The 20,372-nt window shown below is 56.7% G+C and carries 11 protein-coding genes; 3 read left to right on the plus strand and 8 right to left on the minus strand.

Annotation, left to right across the window (positions count from 1 at the left end; all coding sequences use genetic code 11):
* Together FJY67_06400 and FJY67_06405 are read left to right on the plus strand one after the other, a co-directional pair.
* Positions 1-2,558 (plus strand): choice-of-anchor D domain-containing protein (locus FJY67_06400; protein ID MBM3329089.1); only part of this gene is annotated, 2,558 nt, incomplete at its 5' end.
* 54 nt (positions 2,559-2,612) lie between these two features.
* A complete protein-coding gene (locus tag FJY67_06405) occupies positions 2,613-8,444 on the plus strand; it encodes a T9SS type A sorting domain-containing protein (GenBank protein ID MBM3329090.1) in 5,832 nt (1,943 codons plus the stop codon).
* On the opposite strand, the gene FJY67_06410 is transcribed toward FJY67_06405, so the two are convergent.
* From FJY67_06410 to FJY67_06440, 7 genes are read right to left on the minus strand one after another with little or no spacing between them, the layout of a single operon-like run.
* Complete coding sequence (locus FJY67_06410; protein ID MBM3329091.1) at positions 8,422-9,285, minus strand: hypothetical protein; 864 nt, start codon at positions 9,283-9,285, stop codon at positions 8,422-8,424. The two genes, FJY67_06405 and FJY67_06410, sit on opposite strands and share 23 nt — an antisense overlap.
* A 19-nt stretch (positions 9,286-9,304) precedes the next feature.
* Entirely contained in the window at positions 9,305-10,948 is a 1,644-nt protein-coding gene (locus FJY67_06415; protein ID MBM3329092.1) for a hypothetical protein, read from the minus strand.
* A gap of 1 nt (position 10,949) precedes the next feature.
* A complete protein-coding gene (locus FJY67_06420) occupies positions 10,950-11,930 on the minus strand; it encodes a hypothetical protein (protein MBM3329093.1) in 981 nt (326 codons plus the stop codon).
* Between the two features lies 1 nt (position 11,931).
* Positions 11,932-12,414: a transcription elongation factor GreA gene (gene greA / locus FJY67_06425; protein MBM3329094.1), complete on the minus strand. Its 483-nt coding sequence runs from the start codon at positions 12,412-12,414 to the stop codon at positions 11,932-11,934.
* 9 nt (positions 12,415-12,423) lie between these two features.
* On the minus strand, positions 12,424-13,866 hold the full coding sequence (locus FJY67_06430) for an N-acetylmuramoyl-L-alanine amidase (protein ID MBM3329095.1): 1,443 nt from the start codon (positions 13,864-13,866) through the stop codon (positions 12,424-12,426).
* Entirely contained in the window at positions 13,863-14,657 is a 795-nt protein-coding gene (locus FJY67_06435; GenBank protein ID MBM3329096.1) for a type III pantothenate kinase, read from the minus strand. The genes FJY67_06430 and FJY67_06435 overlap by 4 nt, the downstream gene beginning before the upstream one ends.
* Positions 14,654-15,406: a biotin--[acetyl-CoA-carboxylase] ligase gene (locus tag FJY67_06440; protein MBM3329097.1), complete on the minus strand. Its 753-nt coding sequence runs from the start codon at positions 15,404-15,406 to the stop codon at positions 14,654-14,656. The genes FJY67_06435 and FJY67_06440 overlap by 4 nt, the downstream gene beginning before the upstream one ends.
* Positions 15,407-15,546: 140 nt before the next feature.
* On the opposite strand from FJY67_06440, the gene FJY67_06445 reads away from it, so the two are divergent.
* Positions 15,547-17,514 (plus strand): hypothetical protein, encoded by a 1,968-nt coding sequence (locus FJY67_06445; GenBank protein MBM3329098.1) that lies wholly within the window; start codon positions 15,547-15,549, stop codon positions 17,512-17,514.
* Here FJY67_06445 and FJY67_06450 read toward each other — a convergent pair.
* A complete protein-coding gene (locus tag FJY67_06450) occupies positions 17,498-19,210 on the minus strand; it encodes a hypothetical protein (protein ID MBM3329099.1) in 1,713 nt (570 codons plus the stop codon). The two genes, FJY67_06445 and FJY67_06450, sit on opposite strands and share 17 nt — an antisense overlap.
* Positions 19,211-20,372 lie beyond the last annotated feature (1,162 nt).

A 20,372-nucleotide genomic window follows, 5' to 3' on the forward strand; every position in this document is an offset into this window, starting at 1 on the left:
GACTCTACGCGACCCAAAACTCGTCGCCCCGGCTCGAGTGGGTCACCGTTGCTTCGAACGTCGCACAAGACGTCGGCGGTGCCGTTTATGCTGCCAACAACTCGACGATCGAAGTCCACAACAGCATTCTCTATTTCAACAGCCCGGCAGCGGTGCAGAACAATCCGCCCGTTGATGTCAACTACACCGACATTGAGGGTGGTCACGGTGGCGATGGCAACTTCGCCGAGGACCCCAGATTCGCCGATCGCAACAATGGCGACTACCGGTTGAGCGATCAGAGTCCCTGCATCGATCGCGGCGATCCCGATTCACCTGAAGATATCGACGAGAGCCGCACCGATTTGGGCGCTTTCGGCTACATACACATCCCTATCTTGCGAGTCGGCCCCGAGCAGGTTGCGTTTGGAGATGTTACGTTGGGACACTTCGCCGAGAGTGGACTTCAGATTGCCAACATTGGTCAGGCCGCTTTGCGCATTTCAGAAATAGCCCTGGTGCCCGACGACGGGCCTTTCATTATCCTCGCCGGTGACGAGCCAGCCGAACTTTTTATCGGCGATGCCGTCGATGTCCAGATTCGCTTCGAACCTACGGAAGTCGGCGATTTTGAAGCCGCCCTTCGCATAACCAGTAACGACCCCAACAACGGTGTCCTGGATGTGCCGGTGCTTGGCACCGGTTTTCCGCGTCTGCCTCGATTGGAGGTTGTGCCGCTATTGGGAGACTTCGGCGAGGTCCCGCTCAGGCAGGAGGCTTCGATCCCTTTAAACCTGTTCAATCTCGGCGAGGCGGACCTTAATGTAACCCGAATCGCCATCACCGGAGACACTACCGGCTGGTTTCGTACCAACTTCAACGGCGCCTTTGCAGTTGGTGAAGGCGATTCGTCAGTAATTGAGGCGGTCTTTCAGCCGCTTGGATTCGGGGAGCATCACGCTATTCTGGTGATCGAAAGCAACGATCCCGATTCTGCGACTTTCAGCATATCCTTAACCGCCATCGGAAGTCGTCCGCCGGCCCATTTCCAGTTCACCGACAACACCGGCGTCAATCACTCGCTCCTGGTTCTCACCGCTGCAGTTGATGGAGAAGACCTCACCTTCGGTAGCGAGGTTGCCGTTTTTACTCCGGAAGGCCTATGTTGTGGTGCTGAACTCTACCTCGGCGAGCGGATCGGCCTCGCTGCCTGGGGCGATAACGACCAGACGGAAGCAATCGACGGCTTCCGCGAAGACGAAGGCTTTCACTTCAAGTTCTATGACATCGCAGCCAATGAGGAACTTGATGCCGAAGCCGAATTTGTCCAGGGCGATCAAGACTATCAGGACAACGGCATATCAGTTCTCAATCTTGCCGCGTCGCAGCAGGGTGGAGGTGAGGAACCGGAAGGGCATTGGATCGGCTTGAATGCTAATTGGAATCTCATGTCAAGCCCGGCAATGCCTGAGAACCGCGATGTTCGTGCAATCTTCCAGCCTCTTGTAGAGCGCGGATCCATTATCATTGTCAAGGACCATACCGGTCGCTTCTATGCCGTCTTGCAGAACTTCAGCAATATGCTGCCATGGGACTATCGTTACGGCTATCAAGTCAAAATGGTGCGCAACGACTCACTCTTCATCAGAGGCGGATTGGCCGACCCGGTGACGGTTATCCCGCTGCGTCTTGGCTGGAGTTACACAGCCTATTTTCCGGACCGTGAACTCGACGCCCGCACCGCCTTCGCCAACATAAGGAACGTCCTCAACATCGCCAAGGATGGCGGGGGGCGCTTTTATGTCCCCCGTATCAACTTCAGCAACATGCACCCCCTGCGCCGGGGGCTTGGCTACCAGGTGAAACTCGACGAAGCAGTGGACTTCGTATGGAACATTCCCGAGGGAGCACCGCGTCAAGCCAGTCCAGTCGGTCGATCGTCGAGTCTTATGAACGTGCACTTTGCCGATATTGCTCCAACCGGTCAGAATATGAGTGTCATCCTGCGTTGGGGCAAAGTTGCCTCAGGTGAAAATAGACTTCACAGTCCACTGGAAATTGGCGCCTATACCTCTTCAGGAAATCTGGTGGGCAGCACTCGCCTTGAAGAAGAAAGCCCTTGGGGACTGGCTGTATGGGGCGACGACGTATCAACCGATCCCGTCGATGGCGCGCTGGAAGGCGAGGCAATCACCTTCAGAATTTGGGATGGACATAGCGAACAAGTTGCCATTGCCCACTGGACGACTGGTGATAGCCGCTACCGGACCGATGGCTTTGCGGTCGTGGAGTTGACACCATCACCAGCCCTTCCGGTACAGGTATGGCTCCACCCACCACAACCCAATCCTTTCAACAGCACTCTCCGCATCGCGTTCGACCTGCCCGTTGATGTTGATGCGCAACTTACGCTTTATGACCTAACGGGCCGGGAGGCCGCTTCGCTTCTTTCCGGACCCCTCGATGCCGGACAGTATGTAGTAGGCTTTGAAGCCGGTACGTTGCCAGCCGGTCTCTATATGCTCAGGTTGACGGCTGGCGCTACTGTCCGATCGGCTAAAGTCGTTCTTGTAAAGTAACCCGATCCATCCTGTCTTGAACAGCAACTTTGTGAGGCGATTCCGGGTGACCCTATGACTACTTCTCTCAGTCCATGCCGGTTGGCGTTGTTGCTAACTGCGCTGACACTTCCAATCGGTGCGATTGCCGTTGAATCGGTGTCGCCAGTTCGACTTGAGGTTCTCGAACGAGTCGGTGCCATCGACCTTGCTGTCCAACTCGATGGCTTGCAAGTCGAGCAGGTTGTGCAGGACGGATCGACCTTTGACCTTGCGACGATTGAAGGCGAGCCGACCATTGGCATCCCGGGTTACCCCGACTTGCCCGTAGTCTCCCGCACCTTGCTTGTTCCGCCAGACGCAGGCTTGAGACTGATTATCGAAGAGGTTGGGTCGTCGGTGCGAGCCTTTAGTCCGGTGATTGCTCCGCGTGAACTCCCGGGCGGCGGGTTCGAGACTATTCCTGCGGCTCTCGACTATCGGCAGATAGACGGCTACTGGCCGCCGGAACCGGTGGAACTATCCGAACCTGCTATCTTGCGCGGTCATCGTCTCGTTTCGCTGCGCTTCTACCCGCTGCAAGTGAATCCCCGCACCGGTGAGACCCGCATTAATGACCGAATCCGTATCTCAGTCCGCTTTGATGGTGAGCCGGTTAACCCGGTCATAGATCCTCGCCCCAAACCTTCCCGGTCCGTTCAGCAGATGCTTGATGGCATTGTCCTAAATCCACCGCCGCCTCGACGCGACGATTACCTCGGCGGCTCTTACCTCTATGTCATCCCCCAGGTGAATGGAATCGATGCCGAAATAGCTCCGCTCCTCGAGTGGCGCCGCCGTCAAGGGCATCGAGTTGCCGTCGCAGCGGTGCAAAACAACACTGCGATGAACGTAGTGATGACCGCAATCCGGGATGCCTATCAAAGCGACGATCCAGTCGAATTCGTCTGCCTGGTTGGTGAGGCGACCGCCGGTTCCGCACTCATCGTCCCGGCTTCGAACCAGACCGGCGACTATCTCTACACCCTTCAAGAAGGTAACGATCCGCTTCCCGACATCTCTATCGGACGACTCTCGGCGACGACCCTGGCTCAACTCCGCACCATAGTTGGGAAGATCATCCCCTACGAGAGCAATCCCAATATGCAGGATACCGACTGGTATCGGCAGGGCGCAGTCGTCGCAGGGCATATCAATAACGGGTTGAGCGAGGTCTTGAGCGCAAAGTATGTGCGCAAGGAAATGCTCGGGCAGGGTTTCACGACTGTCCGGGCCTGGCTTTGGCCGGTGGATGGTGAAATTGGACAGAATCAGCCCTTTGTCTCCAACGCCTTCGAGTGGGGTGTCTCCTGCTTCTTCTATCGCGCCTTCAACCGGATGAACGAACTCCCGATGAATGTGATCTATGACCTGCGCAATCGCGCCGGGAAGTATCCGGCGGTGATTGTCATCTCATGCAACACCGGGACGTTCGTCGCAGCGGAGAGTTACACCGAGGCCTTTCTTCGCGCCCAAGGCGGCGGCATCGGGGCGGTCGGGACTGCTACCGGCGCTACCAATGTTCGTTTCAATAACCTCGTCGCAGCCGGAACTTGGAAGGGGATCTACCTCAATCAACTCTGGTGCATGGGATGGGGCCTGAACTATGGCAAGTTCGAGATTTGGCGCACTTATGCCGGGCTGGATCAGGAATACCTGAACTTCATGGACTGGAACAACCTGATGGGCGATCCCGGCACGACAATCTGGTCGGCGGTGCCGCGAGTCGTCGATGTGGTGCATCCTAACACTTTTGCACTTGGAGGAAGCAGTTTCTCCGTCCGGGTGACCGATCGGGTCAGCGGTCGCCCCGAACCAGACGCCCAGGTAGCCCTCTACAAAGATCAGCAAGCGCTATTCCAGCAGGTGCAAAGTACCGACGCCGATGGTCGAGCCTGGTTCCACATTCCCTCCGGCTCGCTCTCGGCCGGGAGCTTGCTGCTAACGGTCACGAAGCACAACGTAAAGCCACTCCTCGCATCGATTGAAGTATCCGCGCAGAATGTCTATGTTGGGGTCGTCAGCCACACGCTTGACGACGACGCCGAGGGTGCCAGCAATGGCGATGACGATGGCGTTCCCAATCCCGGAGAAACGCTCGAACTAACCTTGCAACTGCGCAACTTCGGCAATCAACAGCCCAACGGCGAGGCGATCCTTACGGCTCGTTCGCTTACACCTTGGGCTGAAGTTCGCGGCGATCCGGTGCGCATCGAACAACTCCCGGCGGGAGGGCAGTCCGTCGAAACGACTATTATCCTGGCACTTGCTCCCTCGATTCCCGATGGGGAGGAGGTTCGAATCGCGGTTACGACCGCGGTCGGTGAGACTCAGTGGTCTTCGATGTTGCAACTCGAAGCCGTCGGCCCCCGGCTAACTGTTCATGACTTGCGCTTCGAAGGCGATCGCTTCCTGCCGGGTGAGATAAAGACCCTCGATTTGCGGTTGCGCAACGACGGCCGCCGTCCAACGGAGCCTATCCACGCCCGGTTGCTGAGCGACAGCAACGAGATCATGGTGCTTGACTCCGAGGGTTATTACCAGCCCTTCATAACCCGGCAGCCTCATGGCCTCTTCGACAGCATCTTTCGGCTGCGCGCTCATCCGATGACTCCGCCCGGCAGCGTTGCGAACCTGCGACTCTTGCTGTCCGCCGACAATGGTTTTCGTGACACGCTGCAAACTACGGTGACACTGGGCCAGCCCGGCGACACCGACCCGATCGGTCCCGATTCGTATGGGTATCTCTGCTTCGATTCCGGCGACCAAGGCTGGGATCAGACGCCGACATTTAGTTGGATTGAGATCAATCCCAACATCCAGAACCGCAATTTCAACGGCTCGGTCCTGAACCTCTCTGACGTAGGGGATAACGACGACAAGAGCGTTCTGGTCAATCTCCCCTTCCAATTCACCTATTACGGCCGCCAGTACGATCGCATTACGGTCTGCACCAACGGCTGGGCAGCCTTCGGTGACGAGCGCGAGTTCCAGGACTTTCGCAATCAACACATCGGCCAGGCGCTTGGACCTCGCGCGATGCTGCCAGTGTGGTGGGATAACCTGATCACCGTTCAGGGTGCAGCTATCTGCACCTACAACGATGCCAACGGCGGCCGGTTCATCATCGAATGGTCGGGGATGCGACGGCTTCTTGACGGTGGCGGGGCCGGCGCGCGCGAGACTTTTGAGATCATACTTTTTAATCCCGCTCGTCATCCGACCGAAACCGGCGACGGCATCATCCTCTACCAGTATCTCGAAGCCACCAACGAGAACGCTCGAGCGCACAACGACATCCCCTTCTGCACCATAGGCATTCAGAATCCCGATGGCGGCTACGGACTCGAATACACCTATTGGAACACCTACCCCCGTGGGGCTCGTCCTATCGCCAGCCGGATGGCTTTAAAGTTCACCACCTCCCGTGCCTATCGTATGGGCGTCGTAACCGGTCTTATCACCGATGCCGAGTCGGGCGAACCGGTGCCGGGCGCCGAGATCGTCTCCAGCGGCAACTATCTTGGCCGTTCCAGTGAGGATGGACGCTACTTCATCGACGACATCCAGGTCGGCAACAACTACTCGCTGCGCGCACGGGCAACCGGGTGGAGCGATTCGCTGATTACCGGCATCGAAGTTACCGAAGGCGACACCGTCGAGGTTGACTTCCAACTCCTCCACCCAACGTTTGACATCCGCCCGAATGAAGTCGGCATTACCTTGCACTCCGGTGAAGCCCGGCAGGTCAACCTCACCCTTGAAAATAACGGCAACGGCAGCCTCGTCTGGAACGTCGAACGGCGTCTCCCCGGCAACGCCGGGCTCGAAACTTGGGATCCACGGTTGTCACTTAACGTAGGCATCGCTCTAAGAGATGACCGCATCGAAGGCGTCGCCTTTGTCAACGACTCCTTTTTCGTCTGCGGTGCAGCCGGAAACAACCCCAATACGATATATGTCCTGGATCGAGACGGGCGGCTGGAGAGACAATTTGAGCAGCACGGCAACTCGACCTATGGCTACAAGGATCTCGCCTGGGACGGCGAACTGATCTGGGGCTCGGGTGAGCGGCGAGTCTTCGGATTCACCACCGAGGGGGAATTGGTGCGCGCCTTCGACGGCCCGACCAATCCGATTACCGCACTGGTTTGGGATGCAGAGCATCAGTTGCTCTGGGTTGCCGGAATCACCAGCAATATCTTCGGAGTCGATAGAGACGGGAACCTGGTTCGATCCATTGCACGCGGCGATTTACGAATCTTTGGCTTGGCGCACTGGCCGGAAGACCCGGCGCGCCGCCCCATCTATGTCTTCTGCCGCGAAATCAACACCGATCGTCAAACCGTTTACAGGGTCGATGCAGACGAGCGGCGCATGGAATTCCTCACCTATCTCGATACCCCCCAGGGCGGCACCACCGCCGGCGCCGAAATCTCCAACACCTGGGACATCTACAACTGGACTTTTGTCGCAATTTGCAACAACATCCCCGGCCAAGGCGGTGATCGTATCGACATCTATCAACTGGCTCAGCGGCGCGACTGGATGCAAATTGCACCGACCTCCGGCTCCCTTGATGCCGGCGCAAACACGGCACTAACGCTGACGTTGAACGCAGATGGACTTCCGGAAGTCCTTTTTGAAGGAGAACTCCACTTCAAACACAATGCGTCCGGAGGACGAACCGTCGTTCCCGTCGATTTGACCGTCCGTGCCGGTGGTGACTTCGACGCCCGCAATCTGCAACTCTCGTCCGGTTGGAACCTCGTGTCGCTCAACGTGGCGCCGCCTGATGCTTCGATCGAGGTCATTACCCGTCCCCTTGTCGAAGCCGGGTCTTTGGTGCGCGTCAAGGACGGACGAGGCCGGTTTTACCTTCCGTCAGAAGGGTTCAATAACATTCCCGGTTGGGTGGTAACAGAGGGATATCAGTTTTATCTGTCGTCCCAAGCGGTCCTTTCTGTCAATGGTGAACCGATTGAACCCAACCGTCCGATCGATCTCGCCGAAGGATGGAATATGGTCGCCTACCTGCCAAGAGCCTCGGTGCCGGTCGAAATTGCCGTCAGTGACATTGCCGAACAACTGCTTTGTGTGAAAGACGGCCGGGGACGGTTCTATCTGCCGGAGTGGGATTACTCGAATATGGATCATTTGCGGGAGGGAGCCGGCTATCAGATGAAAGCCGCTGAAGCGACCCGCCTGGTCTATAACACCGCCGGACGCGCCCGACCCAATGTTCAGCCGGCTAGAGAGCCGCTCCACTTCGCCAAGCACAATGAGCAGGGCGAAGGAAGCATGTCCCTGCTTTTGCTGGCTGACGTTGCGACCGCCGGTCGGGAGGCTGGAGTTGTTAATGAAAATGGCGAGGTGGTTGCCGGAGGGGTTTTTGACTCGGATGGTCGGGCAGGACTTGCGATATTCGGCAACGATCCGTATGCGGATGATATTGAGGGACCGCGAGAAGGCGATCCTCTGCGCATCGTCCTATGGAATGGTGAGCAGGAAGTCGAACCCCTTTTCGAGATCTTATCCGGTCAGATGCTCTGGATCCGGGACGGCATAACCGTGCTTCATATCACCCAGATAGCAGCACAACCTGCTGCTTTCAGCCTGACGTCGCTCTTCCCCAATCCCTTCAATAGTTCGGTTCGCATCTCCTTTGGGCTCGATCAGGCTGGGCAGGTGGAACTAACCGCCTATGATCTCACCGGTCGGAGGATGGCATCCATCTTTGCTGGCAACTCCCCTGCTGGCAGCAGGTCGCTGGTCTGGGAAGCCGGCAATCTGCCCTCCGGCATCTACTTGATTTCGTTGACCAGCGGAAACCGACGTGTTGCGGCTAAGGTCGTCCTGGCCCGCTGATTCTAAGGCCAATGCTTGATAACACCATGGCACTGAGGATGAGAGCCGCTCCCGCGAGTGCGCCGCCGGACCACCGATCTCCCAACAAGAGAGTCGCAAAAAGTGCCGCAAAGACCGGCTCGAGGCTGAATACAAGCGCCGCATGACCAGCCGGAACGACCGGTTGCCAGCGCGTTTGCAGAAACGTAGCCAGGGCGGTTCCGAAAATCGCATTATAGAGCAATGCCTGGAACCCCTCCCGAGTGATGCGAAAGGGTTCCCCGTCGATTAACGCCCATATACCAGCCAGCAAAGCCACAACCGCGATCTGAACCGCCGTCTGCGCAAACGGATCGCTCGATTCCTTGCCTGACGCCCACTCCAGACTCACCATTTGCAGCGAAAACGCAGCCGCGCAACCGATTGTGAGCATGTCTCCCCGATTCAGCCCGCCTAATGACGGCGACGCCAACAATCCTACACCGGCAAGAGCAAGCGGCAAACCGATCCAAGTTGTCAAGTGACTTCGACTGGTGCGAAAGAGCGATGCTGCCATAGGAGTCAGAATAACCAACAGTCCCGTAAAGAAAGCACTCCGCGATGCTGTTGTCCATCTCAGGCCCTCTGTTTGGAGCGCGAATCCTAGGAATAGTATGACTCCGACCACCGCAAAGCGCGGCGAAACCATGTGTTCTCTGCTTTTCCTAATGTATAACATTAATAGCATGGGAGGCAGCGCCAGCCCAAACCGGAGCGCCAGGAATTGCATCGGATCGGTCGTCGCAAGCGCTTGCTTCGTAGCCGTAAAGGTGAGCCCCCAAAGCAGCGTCAGGAGTGCTAACATCAGGTTGGCGGTCAGCACACTCCAATCACCAACGCAATTATGGTTTAGTCAGGTCGATTTCCAACGAAAGCGAAGGCGGGACGACGATATCTCCAGTTCGGAATACCGTGTGTTGGCTTCGTTTGAGGGTAAGTCGATAGGAATCTGAAGGTAGGTTAGTAAAGACGAATACCCCGCCGCTTTGAGTTCTGGGACGCAGAGACCGGCCATAGGTTCCAACGATGGAAATGTCGATCTCCCACAGTGAAGCGCCACCGGGAAGTTTTGGAATGACAGTCAGGGAAGGATAGTCAACGGCCGCTGCAGCATCGATGATGCCAAAGCCATAGCCATAATCGGGCCGAGCGGCTCGGTTGGCCGTCTCGCGAATCGCTTCGACGACCTTCGATGCCGGCCAATCGGGATGAGCTTCCCGCACCAGTGCGGCAACGCCGGCCACTATCGGCGTCGCGAGTGAGGTGCCGTTCCACCGGGAGTAGCGACCAAAAGTGAGGGGACTGACGCAGACTACGGCACGCCCCATAGCGGCGACATCGGGTTTGATACGGCCATCGGCAGTAGGACCGCGTGATGAAAACCGCGTCAACTGGCCGTTGGAATCGACCGCCGCCACTGCCAATATCCCTTCCGCGTCCGCCGGAGCCCCGATGGTGATTGCTCCCGGCCCGGCATTGGATGCGCTATTGCAGATCACAACGCCTAACTCGACCGCCCGTCGAGCCGCTCGCGAAACCGGCGAATGCTGCCCGTCGAGGTCGGCATCTCGATACCAATCGCGATAGTTGAGTGAACTTGAGACGACGTCCGCACCGATCCACTCAAGCCACTCCAGTCCAGCAATCCAGTCGTCCTCTTCAACGATAGTCTCGGATCCAGTGAACTCGGTCTTCGCAAGTGCAAAAGTCGCGTTGGGTGCAATACCGACTAACCGCCCCGGATCATAGCCCCCGACTACCGACAGGCAGGCTGTCCCATGCGATGCCTGACCTCGTGGATCGGTGCCTGGATCGTATGATGGATCGTCATCGCCGAATATGAAATCAAACTGCGCCAGGAGGTTTAGTCCAGCGAAGGCGCGGTGGTCGAGTTGGTATCCGGTGTCGAGGAATCCAACTACGACACCACGTCCCGACAACCCACGCCGGTGCGCTTCGATCGCCCCTGCCTGCTCGGCCTGCCTCCACGATAAGCCGTAGTGTCCTTCCGGGAAGTGTCTCCCGGTTTCTGGATTCTCAGTTTCGCTTCCTTCACTTTCCAAAGCCGACCGACCCGACGACTGAATCCTCCCCACCGTAGTAATCGATCGGACCGCCGGAAGCCTCCTTATTTGGGCGAGTGCTTTCTCATCCGCCGTAATGCTTACTGAACGGAGCCATCTTGACTGTTGTCGAATGACTCCCCCTGCAGAACGAATAGACTCTATCACCTCCTCGGAAAGCGGTAAGTCATGAGAGTCGAGGCTGCGGCCTTCGCGTGTGCGACGGGCGAGTGAGCGCTCAGGCCAATCCTTCCGAATACCCACGATTGCTCCACTCTCTTCCGGCTGAGAGTGAATTTCAACCCAGTATTCATCAACCGAATTGTGCTCTTTGGATATTGCGGTAGTAGGGAGCAGTAGGATCGCCGAAAGGAAAGAGGCAGCGGGCAACTGCAAAGCAGATTGGGATTTCCGTTTCAATATTCTAACGGGTGCGAACCGCGATCCTTAGGCCGCCGCCGGCAACGTCGTAGGCAATCTGGTCACCAGAGGGATCGAAGGCCGGATTGACTCCATACTCAGTGATCCGTTCCTCATGTTCACCTGTCAGGAGCCAAATCCCTGCCCATCGTCCTCCGGATTGCCGCACAAAGGCGACCTCTGTTCCCGAGGCATTCGGTGCCGGCTGTGCCGCCCAGATAGTGAGCGAATCGCGGACGATGCCGGGGAGTTGAGCCGACCAGAGTGTGCCTCGCATCTGGCCTGAAGTGAAGGAATTGATGATATAGAATAAATGCCCTCCCCGAGCAGACCACATCCACTCCATTGCCCCAGAAGTAGAAAGCGTCTCGATACCGGAAGGCGTAAGTCCTGCTAAGGTCAACAACTGCAGTATCCCGTTCAATTCCCGGCTCCCGAAGGCAATCACGTGGCTACGCGGTGAGGCTGCCGGCCGAATTCCATCATCCACAAGCAACTGCGGAGCGCCGTCATCCAATGGAATCAGGTAAATGCCTGCCGTTCCGGCTATTGGTCGATCCAGCCGCGCCACGAGCGCCGAGCCATCTGCCAGCCATCCGGCGTCCCGACCGGTCGAATGGACCCGTCGCTTTTCAGCAGAGTCAATCCGAAAGATCCATATACCTCCCAGTGAGTCGCCTTCGCCATCGGGGACCGTCCATACTATCTCACGGCTGTCCGGCGACCAGGCATAGTCCCAGTTATGCGGCTGTTCAGCAAGTATCAGAACCGGATCGCTGCCGGGTTGCCACGTCCAGAGGCCGATTTCACCCGGTCGGTCGTCACCGAAGAGTAGTTTAATGCCATTTGGCGACCACCTCGCCAGTCTCCCGAAGGACGTCGAATAGCGCACTTCCCAAAGTGCTCCGACTTCGCTGTCGCGTTTGCATCCTACAAGGGCTGTAAGCGCTGCGGCAATAGCGATGACGGGAAGCGCGGGTCTCATCCTATATGCCCTCGGCGCGGACAATCTCCTCAACCTGCAGTTTGATTCTGCCCGCCGGAACCTCGATCTCGGCGATATCGCCAACGCTCTTGCCGAGCAGCCCCTGCCCGATGGGGGACTTCACCGATATCAGCTGTTGATTAGGATTAGCCTGAGACGGATCGACAAGCGTCCACTCCATAGTGCCCTGGGTTTCAACGTTTCGTAGTTTCACCTTGCTGAAGATGCGAACTTCGCTCGTGTTAATGGAGCCCTGTTCTATAAGTTCGACATTTGTCAACTTACGTTGCAGGTCGGCGATCATTCGGTCCACTGAAGCCAGTTTTTCGCGCGCGGCGTGATACTCGGCGTTCTCTGAGAGGTCGCCTAACTCGCGTGCCTGACTAAGTTGCTGCGTCGCTTCCGGCCGAACGACCTTGAGTAAGTTCTCCAGGTCGAGCCGCATCCGCTCCAGTCCCTCACGGGTCAGATAGACCCTATCCATTGCGTTCGGTCATTTGCTTGATTCTCCACTTGGGTAAAGAAACTTCTTGATACCGGCGACTACACCGTCGGCCAAAAGACCAGACCACAATTCGCCTCCGATCAGCAACTCCTGATCCGGCAGCATCATATACCCTGCTTCGATCAGTATGGCCGGACATCCCGACGGCCGAACGAGCGCAAGGTCGTGATAGTAAATTCCCTCATCCGGAAGGCTTAGTCGGCTGATCAATGCCGCTTGAACAGCCTCCGCAAATGCCCGCGCTTGCGGCCGATAGTAATGAACGCTCGTCCCATAGACCCCTTCGATCGGATTCACGCCATCGGGAAGTGCGTTGTGATGCAGACTCACCAGGAGGTCGGCATCCTCATAAAGTGCCAATGTTGTCCGGTCGGTCAGACTTACGTCGCTGTCGGAGGTTCGTGTCAACAGAACGTCAAAGCCCGCCTCCTGCAGTTTCCTTTGCAGAGCATAGACTGCGAAAAGGTTCACGTCCTTCTCCTTCAACCGCATCGGCCCGATGGCGCCGTCCTGACTTCCTCCATGTCCGGCATCGACTGCGACTTTCAGCCTTCGACCACTTAAAAGGTCAGGCGGCTTCTTCATGGTGAGGACGAACTCACCTTCTTCCCATCTTGAATGGTATCCCCATATCGGTCCGGTTAATGCCAAAGTGAGCGTTACGACGCCGTCGGCTGCTTGATTCCAGGTAGCGCTGCGGACGAAGTCAGTTCCGGATCTGAAGGCTATCCGGTCGATTTTTGATGCTACATCATAGAATTCCACTGCTATGCGATATGGATCGAACTCGTCGGTGGTCCGTGTAAGGATCTGCCGGTCGAGCCGGGCACGCAGTTCAATACGCCCGCGCGTCGTGTCGATCTCGATCTGCGAGATGACCGGCAGTGCCCCGCCGAACGCCGGTCCAATGTCGCGCACCAGACTCGACTCAATAAAGATATGCCGGTCCGGGGACAACCGAATGCGATAATAGCCGCGCTCCCAACCGTCGGCGACGGCTCGCGTGCCGGCTGTAGGAAAGAGGTAGTAAGTGCCGCGAGGATCGGGTCTCGCTGCACCTCCGCCCAATTCGACGAGTCGAGGAAAGACCACCTTCGGAGGCTCGGGCGGCGGGGTTGTCTTCTTGCCCGTGAAGCGCACTGAAACGCGGGTCGTTTCACCGCTCTCCACCGCGCGCAGGCGATATGATTCGCTCTTCCAATCAACCGGTTGAAAACTAAGAAAGGCGCCATTAGGCCAGACCCGCACCGGCTTTCCGTTGATCTGGAGCAACGCATCAGGAGGCGTTACCGACCCGAAAATGAAATTGCTATCGACGCGGTCGATACGCGGAATGGTGTCACCGGGAGCGATGCGCGGATAGACGACATCGATGATCGGCGGTGAAGCCGTCTGCAGTGCCCAGGCCACAATACAGACGAAACCGTTCACGTTCCTGCCTCAGCCTGTCGGTAGATGCGATTGATTCCGTCAAGTACCAGATTCGGACGATAATCCCTAAATCTCCGGCTGTGGAGGGCATAGACTTCGCCGTAACCGCCGCTTGTCAGGACTCTGTGAAGACGACTTGACTCTTGCTCGATCTGTTCGATCAACCCATCGAGCATTGCGACGATCCCCCAAGATAGACCGGACTGAATGGCCGATACAGTATCGTCGCCGATGATACCCGTCGGAAAATCAATATCCACTATCGGCAGTTGAGCGGCTTTCCCGGCGAGTGCATGGGCGGCGGTTGAGGGACCCGGAAAGATGATCCCGCCGTGGAAAGCCCCCTCATCACCAACCATGTCAAGCGTTATGGCGGTTCCGATTTGGATGACGATGAGCGGCCCACCTGTGATGGTGTAACCGGCCGCTGCAGCCGCGAGACGATCAGCGCCGACACGGTGCGGTTCACGCACTAAAATAGGGTAGGGATAGGTAAGGCTTGATACCTTGAAAGTTGCCTTGTCGCACAAGCCTTTGGCTGCCATCTCAACAATCGCCTCTTCAGCCGGAACGACGGAAGCAACCGCAATGACCTCGACTTCCTCTGGACGGAAATCAAATCTGCCCAAATGTGAAATGATCTCCTGTCGAATGACTGTGGCTTCACTCGACTCTGCATTCATCGCCCGCCACCTGCCAACAAGTTCCAGGCCCTTGTAAAGACCATACTTGGTGGCGCTGTTGCCGATATCGATAGCGAGGAGATGGGGCGTGTCGATGCTTGCACTCATTCGTAGGCGTCAAGTTCACCGCTGTGGATGACTTGCTCGCGACCATCCGGCAGCCTTAGGTGCGCCGCACCAAGGTCATCGACCCGTTCCAGAATACCCCGCAGCAGGACATCACCTTTCTGCATGTCAACCGGATGCAATGGCGTGATGCCGCGCTCCGCAAAGACTCTGCAGGTCATCATTCCCTGTGACGATTCTTGCTCATCAAGTGCCTCAACCAGTGTCGGAAGGATGTAGCGCAGCAACGCTACCGGATCGAGCAGGACTCCGGTGATCATTCTGAGCGATGTGGCCGGGCGCCGGAAGTCCACCGGAAACTCGCTGGCATGTTGCTGGACATTGATGCCGACTCCAATGATAATAAGCCTCTCGCCGCCCGGTGCAGTTAACGATTCGCATAGGAGTCCGGCTAATTTGCGTCCGCCCACCATAAGGTCATTGGGCCACTTTATCCCGATTTGCGTCCGGTCCGAGTCTGGTAGTCCGTCTGCGTTGCGCGAAAGGGTCAGGCCGAGGCTAAATTCTTCCAGGACATTTTCCAATCCCTCGGCTACGCCCGAGGCGGCAATAATGCCGAACGACGGATGCCGCTCAACTGGCAGTTTGGTAGAATGGAGCAGTGAGAAGAGCAAACCCTGACCGGGTGGTGTTGCCCATTTTCGGCCCAAACGCCCTCGACCGGCTCGCTGATGCCGGGCAACATAGACCGTTAGGGGTGAACAATCGCCCCTAAGGACAGCCTCCCGCATCGCGACATTAGTCGAATCAAGTTCATCATAGATAAAGACCTGGCAAGGCCCGACCTTTTCAACAATGACCGGCTCGTGATGCTGTTCCGTCAGGCTACTCCCACTTGACAGGTGATGATAAACATGTCCATTTTACAATTATGAACGATCCGACAGAGCGAACTGACAATATCCCTCCGCGCCGTTCAGGCTGGATGATACTTGTTTTGATTTTCCTCGCGGCTGTTTCTATCCGGATTGCTTACTGGTTCGCCGCTTCCAATGAAGCGTGGTTCCGTTCGCCCGGAATGGATCCAGAATTCTATCGAAATTGGGCTGAAGCGATAAATGCCGGACAGGGAGGACGCTACCTGCCCTTCCCGCGAGGGCCGCTCTATCCCTTTCTGCTTGCGCTCATTCTGAACTACACCGGCGGCCACTGGCTGGCACCGCGGATTTTCAACTTACTATGCGACTTTGGCACCCTCATCATTATCGTTCGAATGACATGGAGGATGACGCATCAGCCATTTGCAGGCTATGTTGCAGGGACCATTGTCGCACTATCGGGCGCCTCAGTCTACTTCAGCGGAGAATTGCTTGGCACCTCTCTCGAGGTCTTACTTGCCAGTTTGGTCTTGCTCTCGGTGGTCAATGCTCTGGATAATCCCAAACCCCATTATGCAGCGCTTTCAGGAGGCGTTCTAGGCCTATTTGCATTAGCCCGACCGACAGCACTAGTGCTGTTACCGCTATTGCCAGTTGCGATGATCTTTTCTACGGGTCGGACACTTGCGATGATAGTCAGGCGAACTGCATGGCAATGGGGAGGAGTAGTCCTGGTGCTTCTTCCAGTCACTCTCTCCAATTATATCGCATCAGGAACGTGGATACCCGTTGCTACAACGGGCGGCGTCAACTTCTATATCGGCAACGCCCGTGGCGCTACCGGCTGGTCGTCGACGCTTCCCGGCGCAGATGCCGACTGGACCGAAGCGGAAGCCCGGCGTCTGACCCGCTCGAAACCAAGTCAGTCCGATGCAGTATCCAACCGGATTGGCGATGCTGCCGCGTCGAGATTTTGGATCGAGCGGGCATTGCAGGAAATGCGTGCCGATCCGGGCGGCTGGGTCCGCCTGATGCTGCGCAAGATGTTGATGCTCCTTAACATTCGGGAGATTGGCAACAACCGGCCGTTGGGGCTGGCTTATGAAGCCGCCCCCAACCTCCTTCCCCTCATGTATCTGTCGGTCGGTCTGCTGATGCCATTCGCTCTCATTGGCCTTGTTACATTGAAGTGGAAGGCAACGGCGGCTAAGACCGTTGCAATCCTCTTTTCAGCGCTCTTCGGCTTGGCGGTTGTGTCTTTCTTTATAACAGCACGCTATAGAATGCCGATGTTGCCCGCTGTGGCGATCCTGGCGGGAATAGGGTTGGCTGCCATCATCGAAAGAAGTAACTTTATCAGACAGCCAAAGTTATTGGTCGCGTTTCTATGTGGTTTAATCGTCGCAGTCCCTAATTGGGTCGCGGCACCGGAGCATCCTGCTCAACGATTCTATGCCGCCGGCAATGCCTGCTTGCGATCAGGCGATCCAGCAAGCGCTCTGCCGCAATTTCAAAAAGCCTACTTGATTGCGCCGGAATTCCTAAAGGTTAGAGTAAACTATGGCGTCGCCCTTCTTGCATCCGGCGATACGATAACCGCGAAAAGGCTCTTCGAAGAGGCGACGAATCTGCCCCGGACGCGGTCGGAGGCTTTCAACAACCTGGGAGTCATTGTCGAATCGCAAGGAAGGTTCAATGCCGCCGACTCACTTTACGGCCTGGCCCTTTCTGCCAATCCCGATAATGAAGAAGCCTGGCATAACCAGGCCAACATCTGGCTCGTGAAAGGTGTCGGGTTCTATACCACAAAAATGCTCGACTCAGCGCAGACCTATCTCGATCGCGCCGCGGAGAGGCTTCCCAGTTCCACCCAAGTCCAGATGAACCGGGCGATGCTGTTCTCTCATCGAGGTGAATTTGACAGTGCCCGAACGCTGCTCAAGATGATCACTACCCTTCATCCAGAGTTTGGTGGAGCCTGGACTATGCTCGAATACCTTTCGTCTAACCCGCCACCCTGAGCCAGGTTCGCCTCAAGCGGCCATCGCCTTCCAGATGGTGGTCGCTGCCGACGATTTCGCATCCGGTCCGCCACCAAAACTCCTCGCTAATGTAGGGCGGTCGTTCGTAGCTGTTGAACCGTTTAACCCCTCTCTTGCGAAGTTCAGCAACGACTTCGCCAAGTCGGTCTCCACGATCGGTCAAATACCAGGGACGGTAGGCGGACTGCAGTGCAACGTCACCCGGCAGCCACCAAATCGTCGTCAGAGAAACTTCCGAGCCGGTCGAAGCCACCCAGCGGTCAAGTGCCTGATTGTTGCGCAGCGCTCGCTGAAGCAGGTGGAAGGAAAGTCCCTGTGTGATGATTGAGAGAACTACCAACAGTATCAGAATTGGCCGGGCGGACTCATAGCGCCGCCACCACCGCTGAGCGCGGGTTGCTGCTACGATAAGAATGAGGGGCAATATTGGCACCAAGAACCTTGGCCCCCAATGAACGCCCCGAACTGTTGGCGCAAGTCCAGCCACCAGAAGTGCATACAAGATCGAGCCCGACAGCATCAATCTCCAGAACTTCCGACGTTCTCCCCGAAACGGCAGGAGCGCTAGTCCAGCCATTGGTGCAACCCACAACAAGCCACCCGATTTGACGGTGTAGGCTACCGGGTTCCCGGCCATCAGATAGCCACTGTAATACCACCCAAAAGCCGCTACAAGGAAGAGTCCTATGACTATCCAAATCCCCTCTTCGCGGCGCCAGCCACCCCAGAACACCAGCACCAGGAGCGGGATAAGTCCGCCTAGTGACCAGAGGTTGTTGTCAAAGCCTTTGAAAAACAGCACATGAAGATTGTGAGCGCGAGTGAGAATCAGCCTAAGTATCCCGAGGATGTCATAGTTCACATAGTTGGCGCCAATATGCAGCGGCAATGGATGTCCAGTCTGCCAGATATTGAGCAGCGCACAAGGAACCAGCGCCAACGCCATACCGGCAAGATAGCGCCCGGCTGAATTCCAGGAGTGCCCTACATTCTTCCAAAGCAGCAAGGTCACAGCAACCCAAATTGCTGCCTCGCTGCGAAATCCACAGGCCAGACCGATGAATATCCCGCCAATGAGCAGGTCGCGATGACGACGTTCGCGGTCCAGTCCCCGCCTGCCGCTGGTGTAGGCAACTGAAAGCGTTACCAAAGCGGCGGCAATAGAATACTCCCAGAGCGAAAGCGAATAGAAGAGTAGCGGTGAGCCAGCTCCCACCAGGACGAGATAAAGCCGACCGTCGTGCTCTGTTCGCTGCCGCTGCCAGAGTATCCAGGCGGCAACAAGCATCAACCAGCCGCCGATAAGCGGAAGCAGGAATGGCCCGATCCGGCCCAGGAAGAAGTGCAGAACCCCGCCCAAGACCATGAACAGCACCGGAAAGGTCGGGATCATCTTTCCGTCTTCCATTACGCTGAAGGGAAGTGGAATGGGACGGTGCTTTCCCAAAGCATCAAAGGTGGCGCCATCGTAAGGCAAGGCGATGCTCCCGGACTGTGCGAAGGCCGCACTTCCGGCATACTTCAGGCCGCTGTCAATCCCCCAGAAGGCTCCCTTGGGTAACGCCAACCATAGCAAAAGGAAGAGCGCCGCGAGAATGGCAACTGTCGCCAGTTCGCGGCGCCGAAGCGGAGCCAGGGTTTGAAACCACCCCTTGATCGAAGCGATGCCCTTCAATGCTCTGGTGTCAAAACGGATCAGTGTGCATAGGGAAGGTAGAACCAGTTTAACATATTCCGGAACGTGCGATCCACCTGCCCCTGACTATTGTCCATAAAATAAAGCGGAAAGGTGAAGACTGCTACGCGATAGACAACACTGAAGAGCCCTTGCTCGTTTGCGGTCAGCCGTTCGTAGCGAATCGCAACCGGCTTCAAATGCGATTCAGAGTAGGGTTGAAATCGGTAGTCCACCATTATAGAATCGCTCTGCGCCCAGGGTTCGCCATAAGGATAACTGACCCGGACAATTGTAACCCTATCGAGCCCGACGTTATTAGTAAGCGTTTGCACTTCGCCCAGGACGCCGCGGGTCGCATTAAAGACGCGAGAAACAGAGAGAACCCGCTTCTTATCGAGTTCTATCATGCAGCCAATCGGTGTAGGAGGATAGTAGATCGTATCGACCGACGTACGGAGGATAGCCTGTTCGCCAATGATGTCGCCCGAGGCAGTATCGGTGTAAGACTTGAAATAATAGACCGTTTCGACGTTATTACCGGCGGTAATGACATCGACCCCCGGCAAACAGGGATAGACCGTGTAACGTCGAGTCCAGAAGGCTCGAAACGCGGTACCGGTCTTCGAAGTGTCGATGACTAGATCGGAGACGTCGCGAACTCCGGCATTAGCACCTGTGAACTCGGCCTGATTCTGCGGCACATTGACCGCCGCTCCGCCCGCGAAGGTCGAAGTGCCTGCCAATGCCAGTGTGGTATTCGATATGCAGTTCTTCCTGGTGAACGAACCGATCACCCAGAGTCGCCCTCCAACCCGGACATAGTCTCGTATTGCCGTCTCAAACTGGCTGGAACTGGTCGAAGTGAAGTTCTCGGAGACCCATATCACCAGCCTGAAGCGACCCAGAAACGACTTATATGGCCTGATCGAATCGGGATTGGGGTGATGTAGATAGGTGAAGTCTGCCGTCTGCGAATTGGCGGCTAAAAGACTCTGGTAGAATTCACCGACCTGAGTACCGGGTGTCAGATTGCCATTCGATGGATTGACATTCTCAAACGTCGCATTGTAAAGAAGTGCTGATGACTCAAAGGTCGGGCGATAGACGTCGAAATCCACCGCGGCTGGTCGCGACGAAAGTTCATAACTGTCATCGCGCG

This window comes from Calditrichota bacterium (genome assembly GCA_016867835.1).
Lineage (GTDB): Bacteria > Electryoneota > AABM5-125-24 > Hatepunaeales > Hatepunaeaceae > VGIQ01.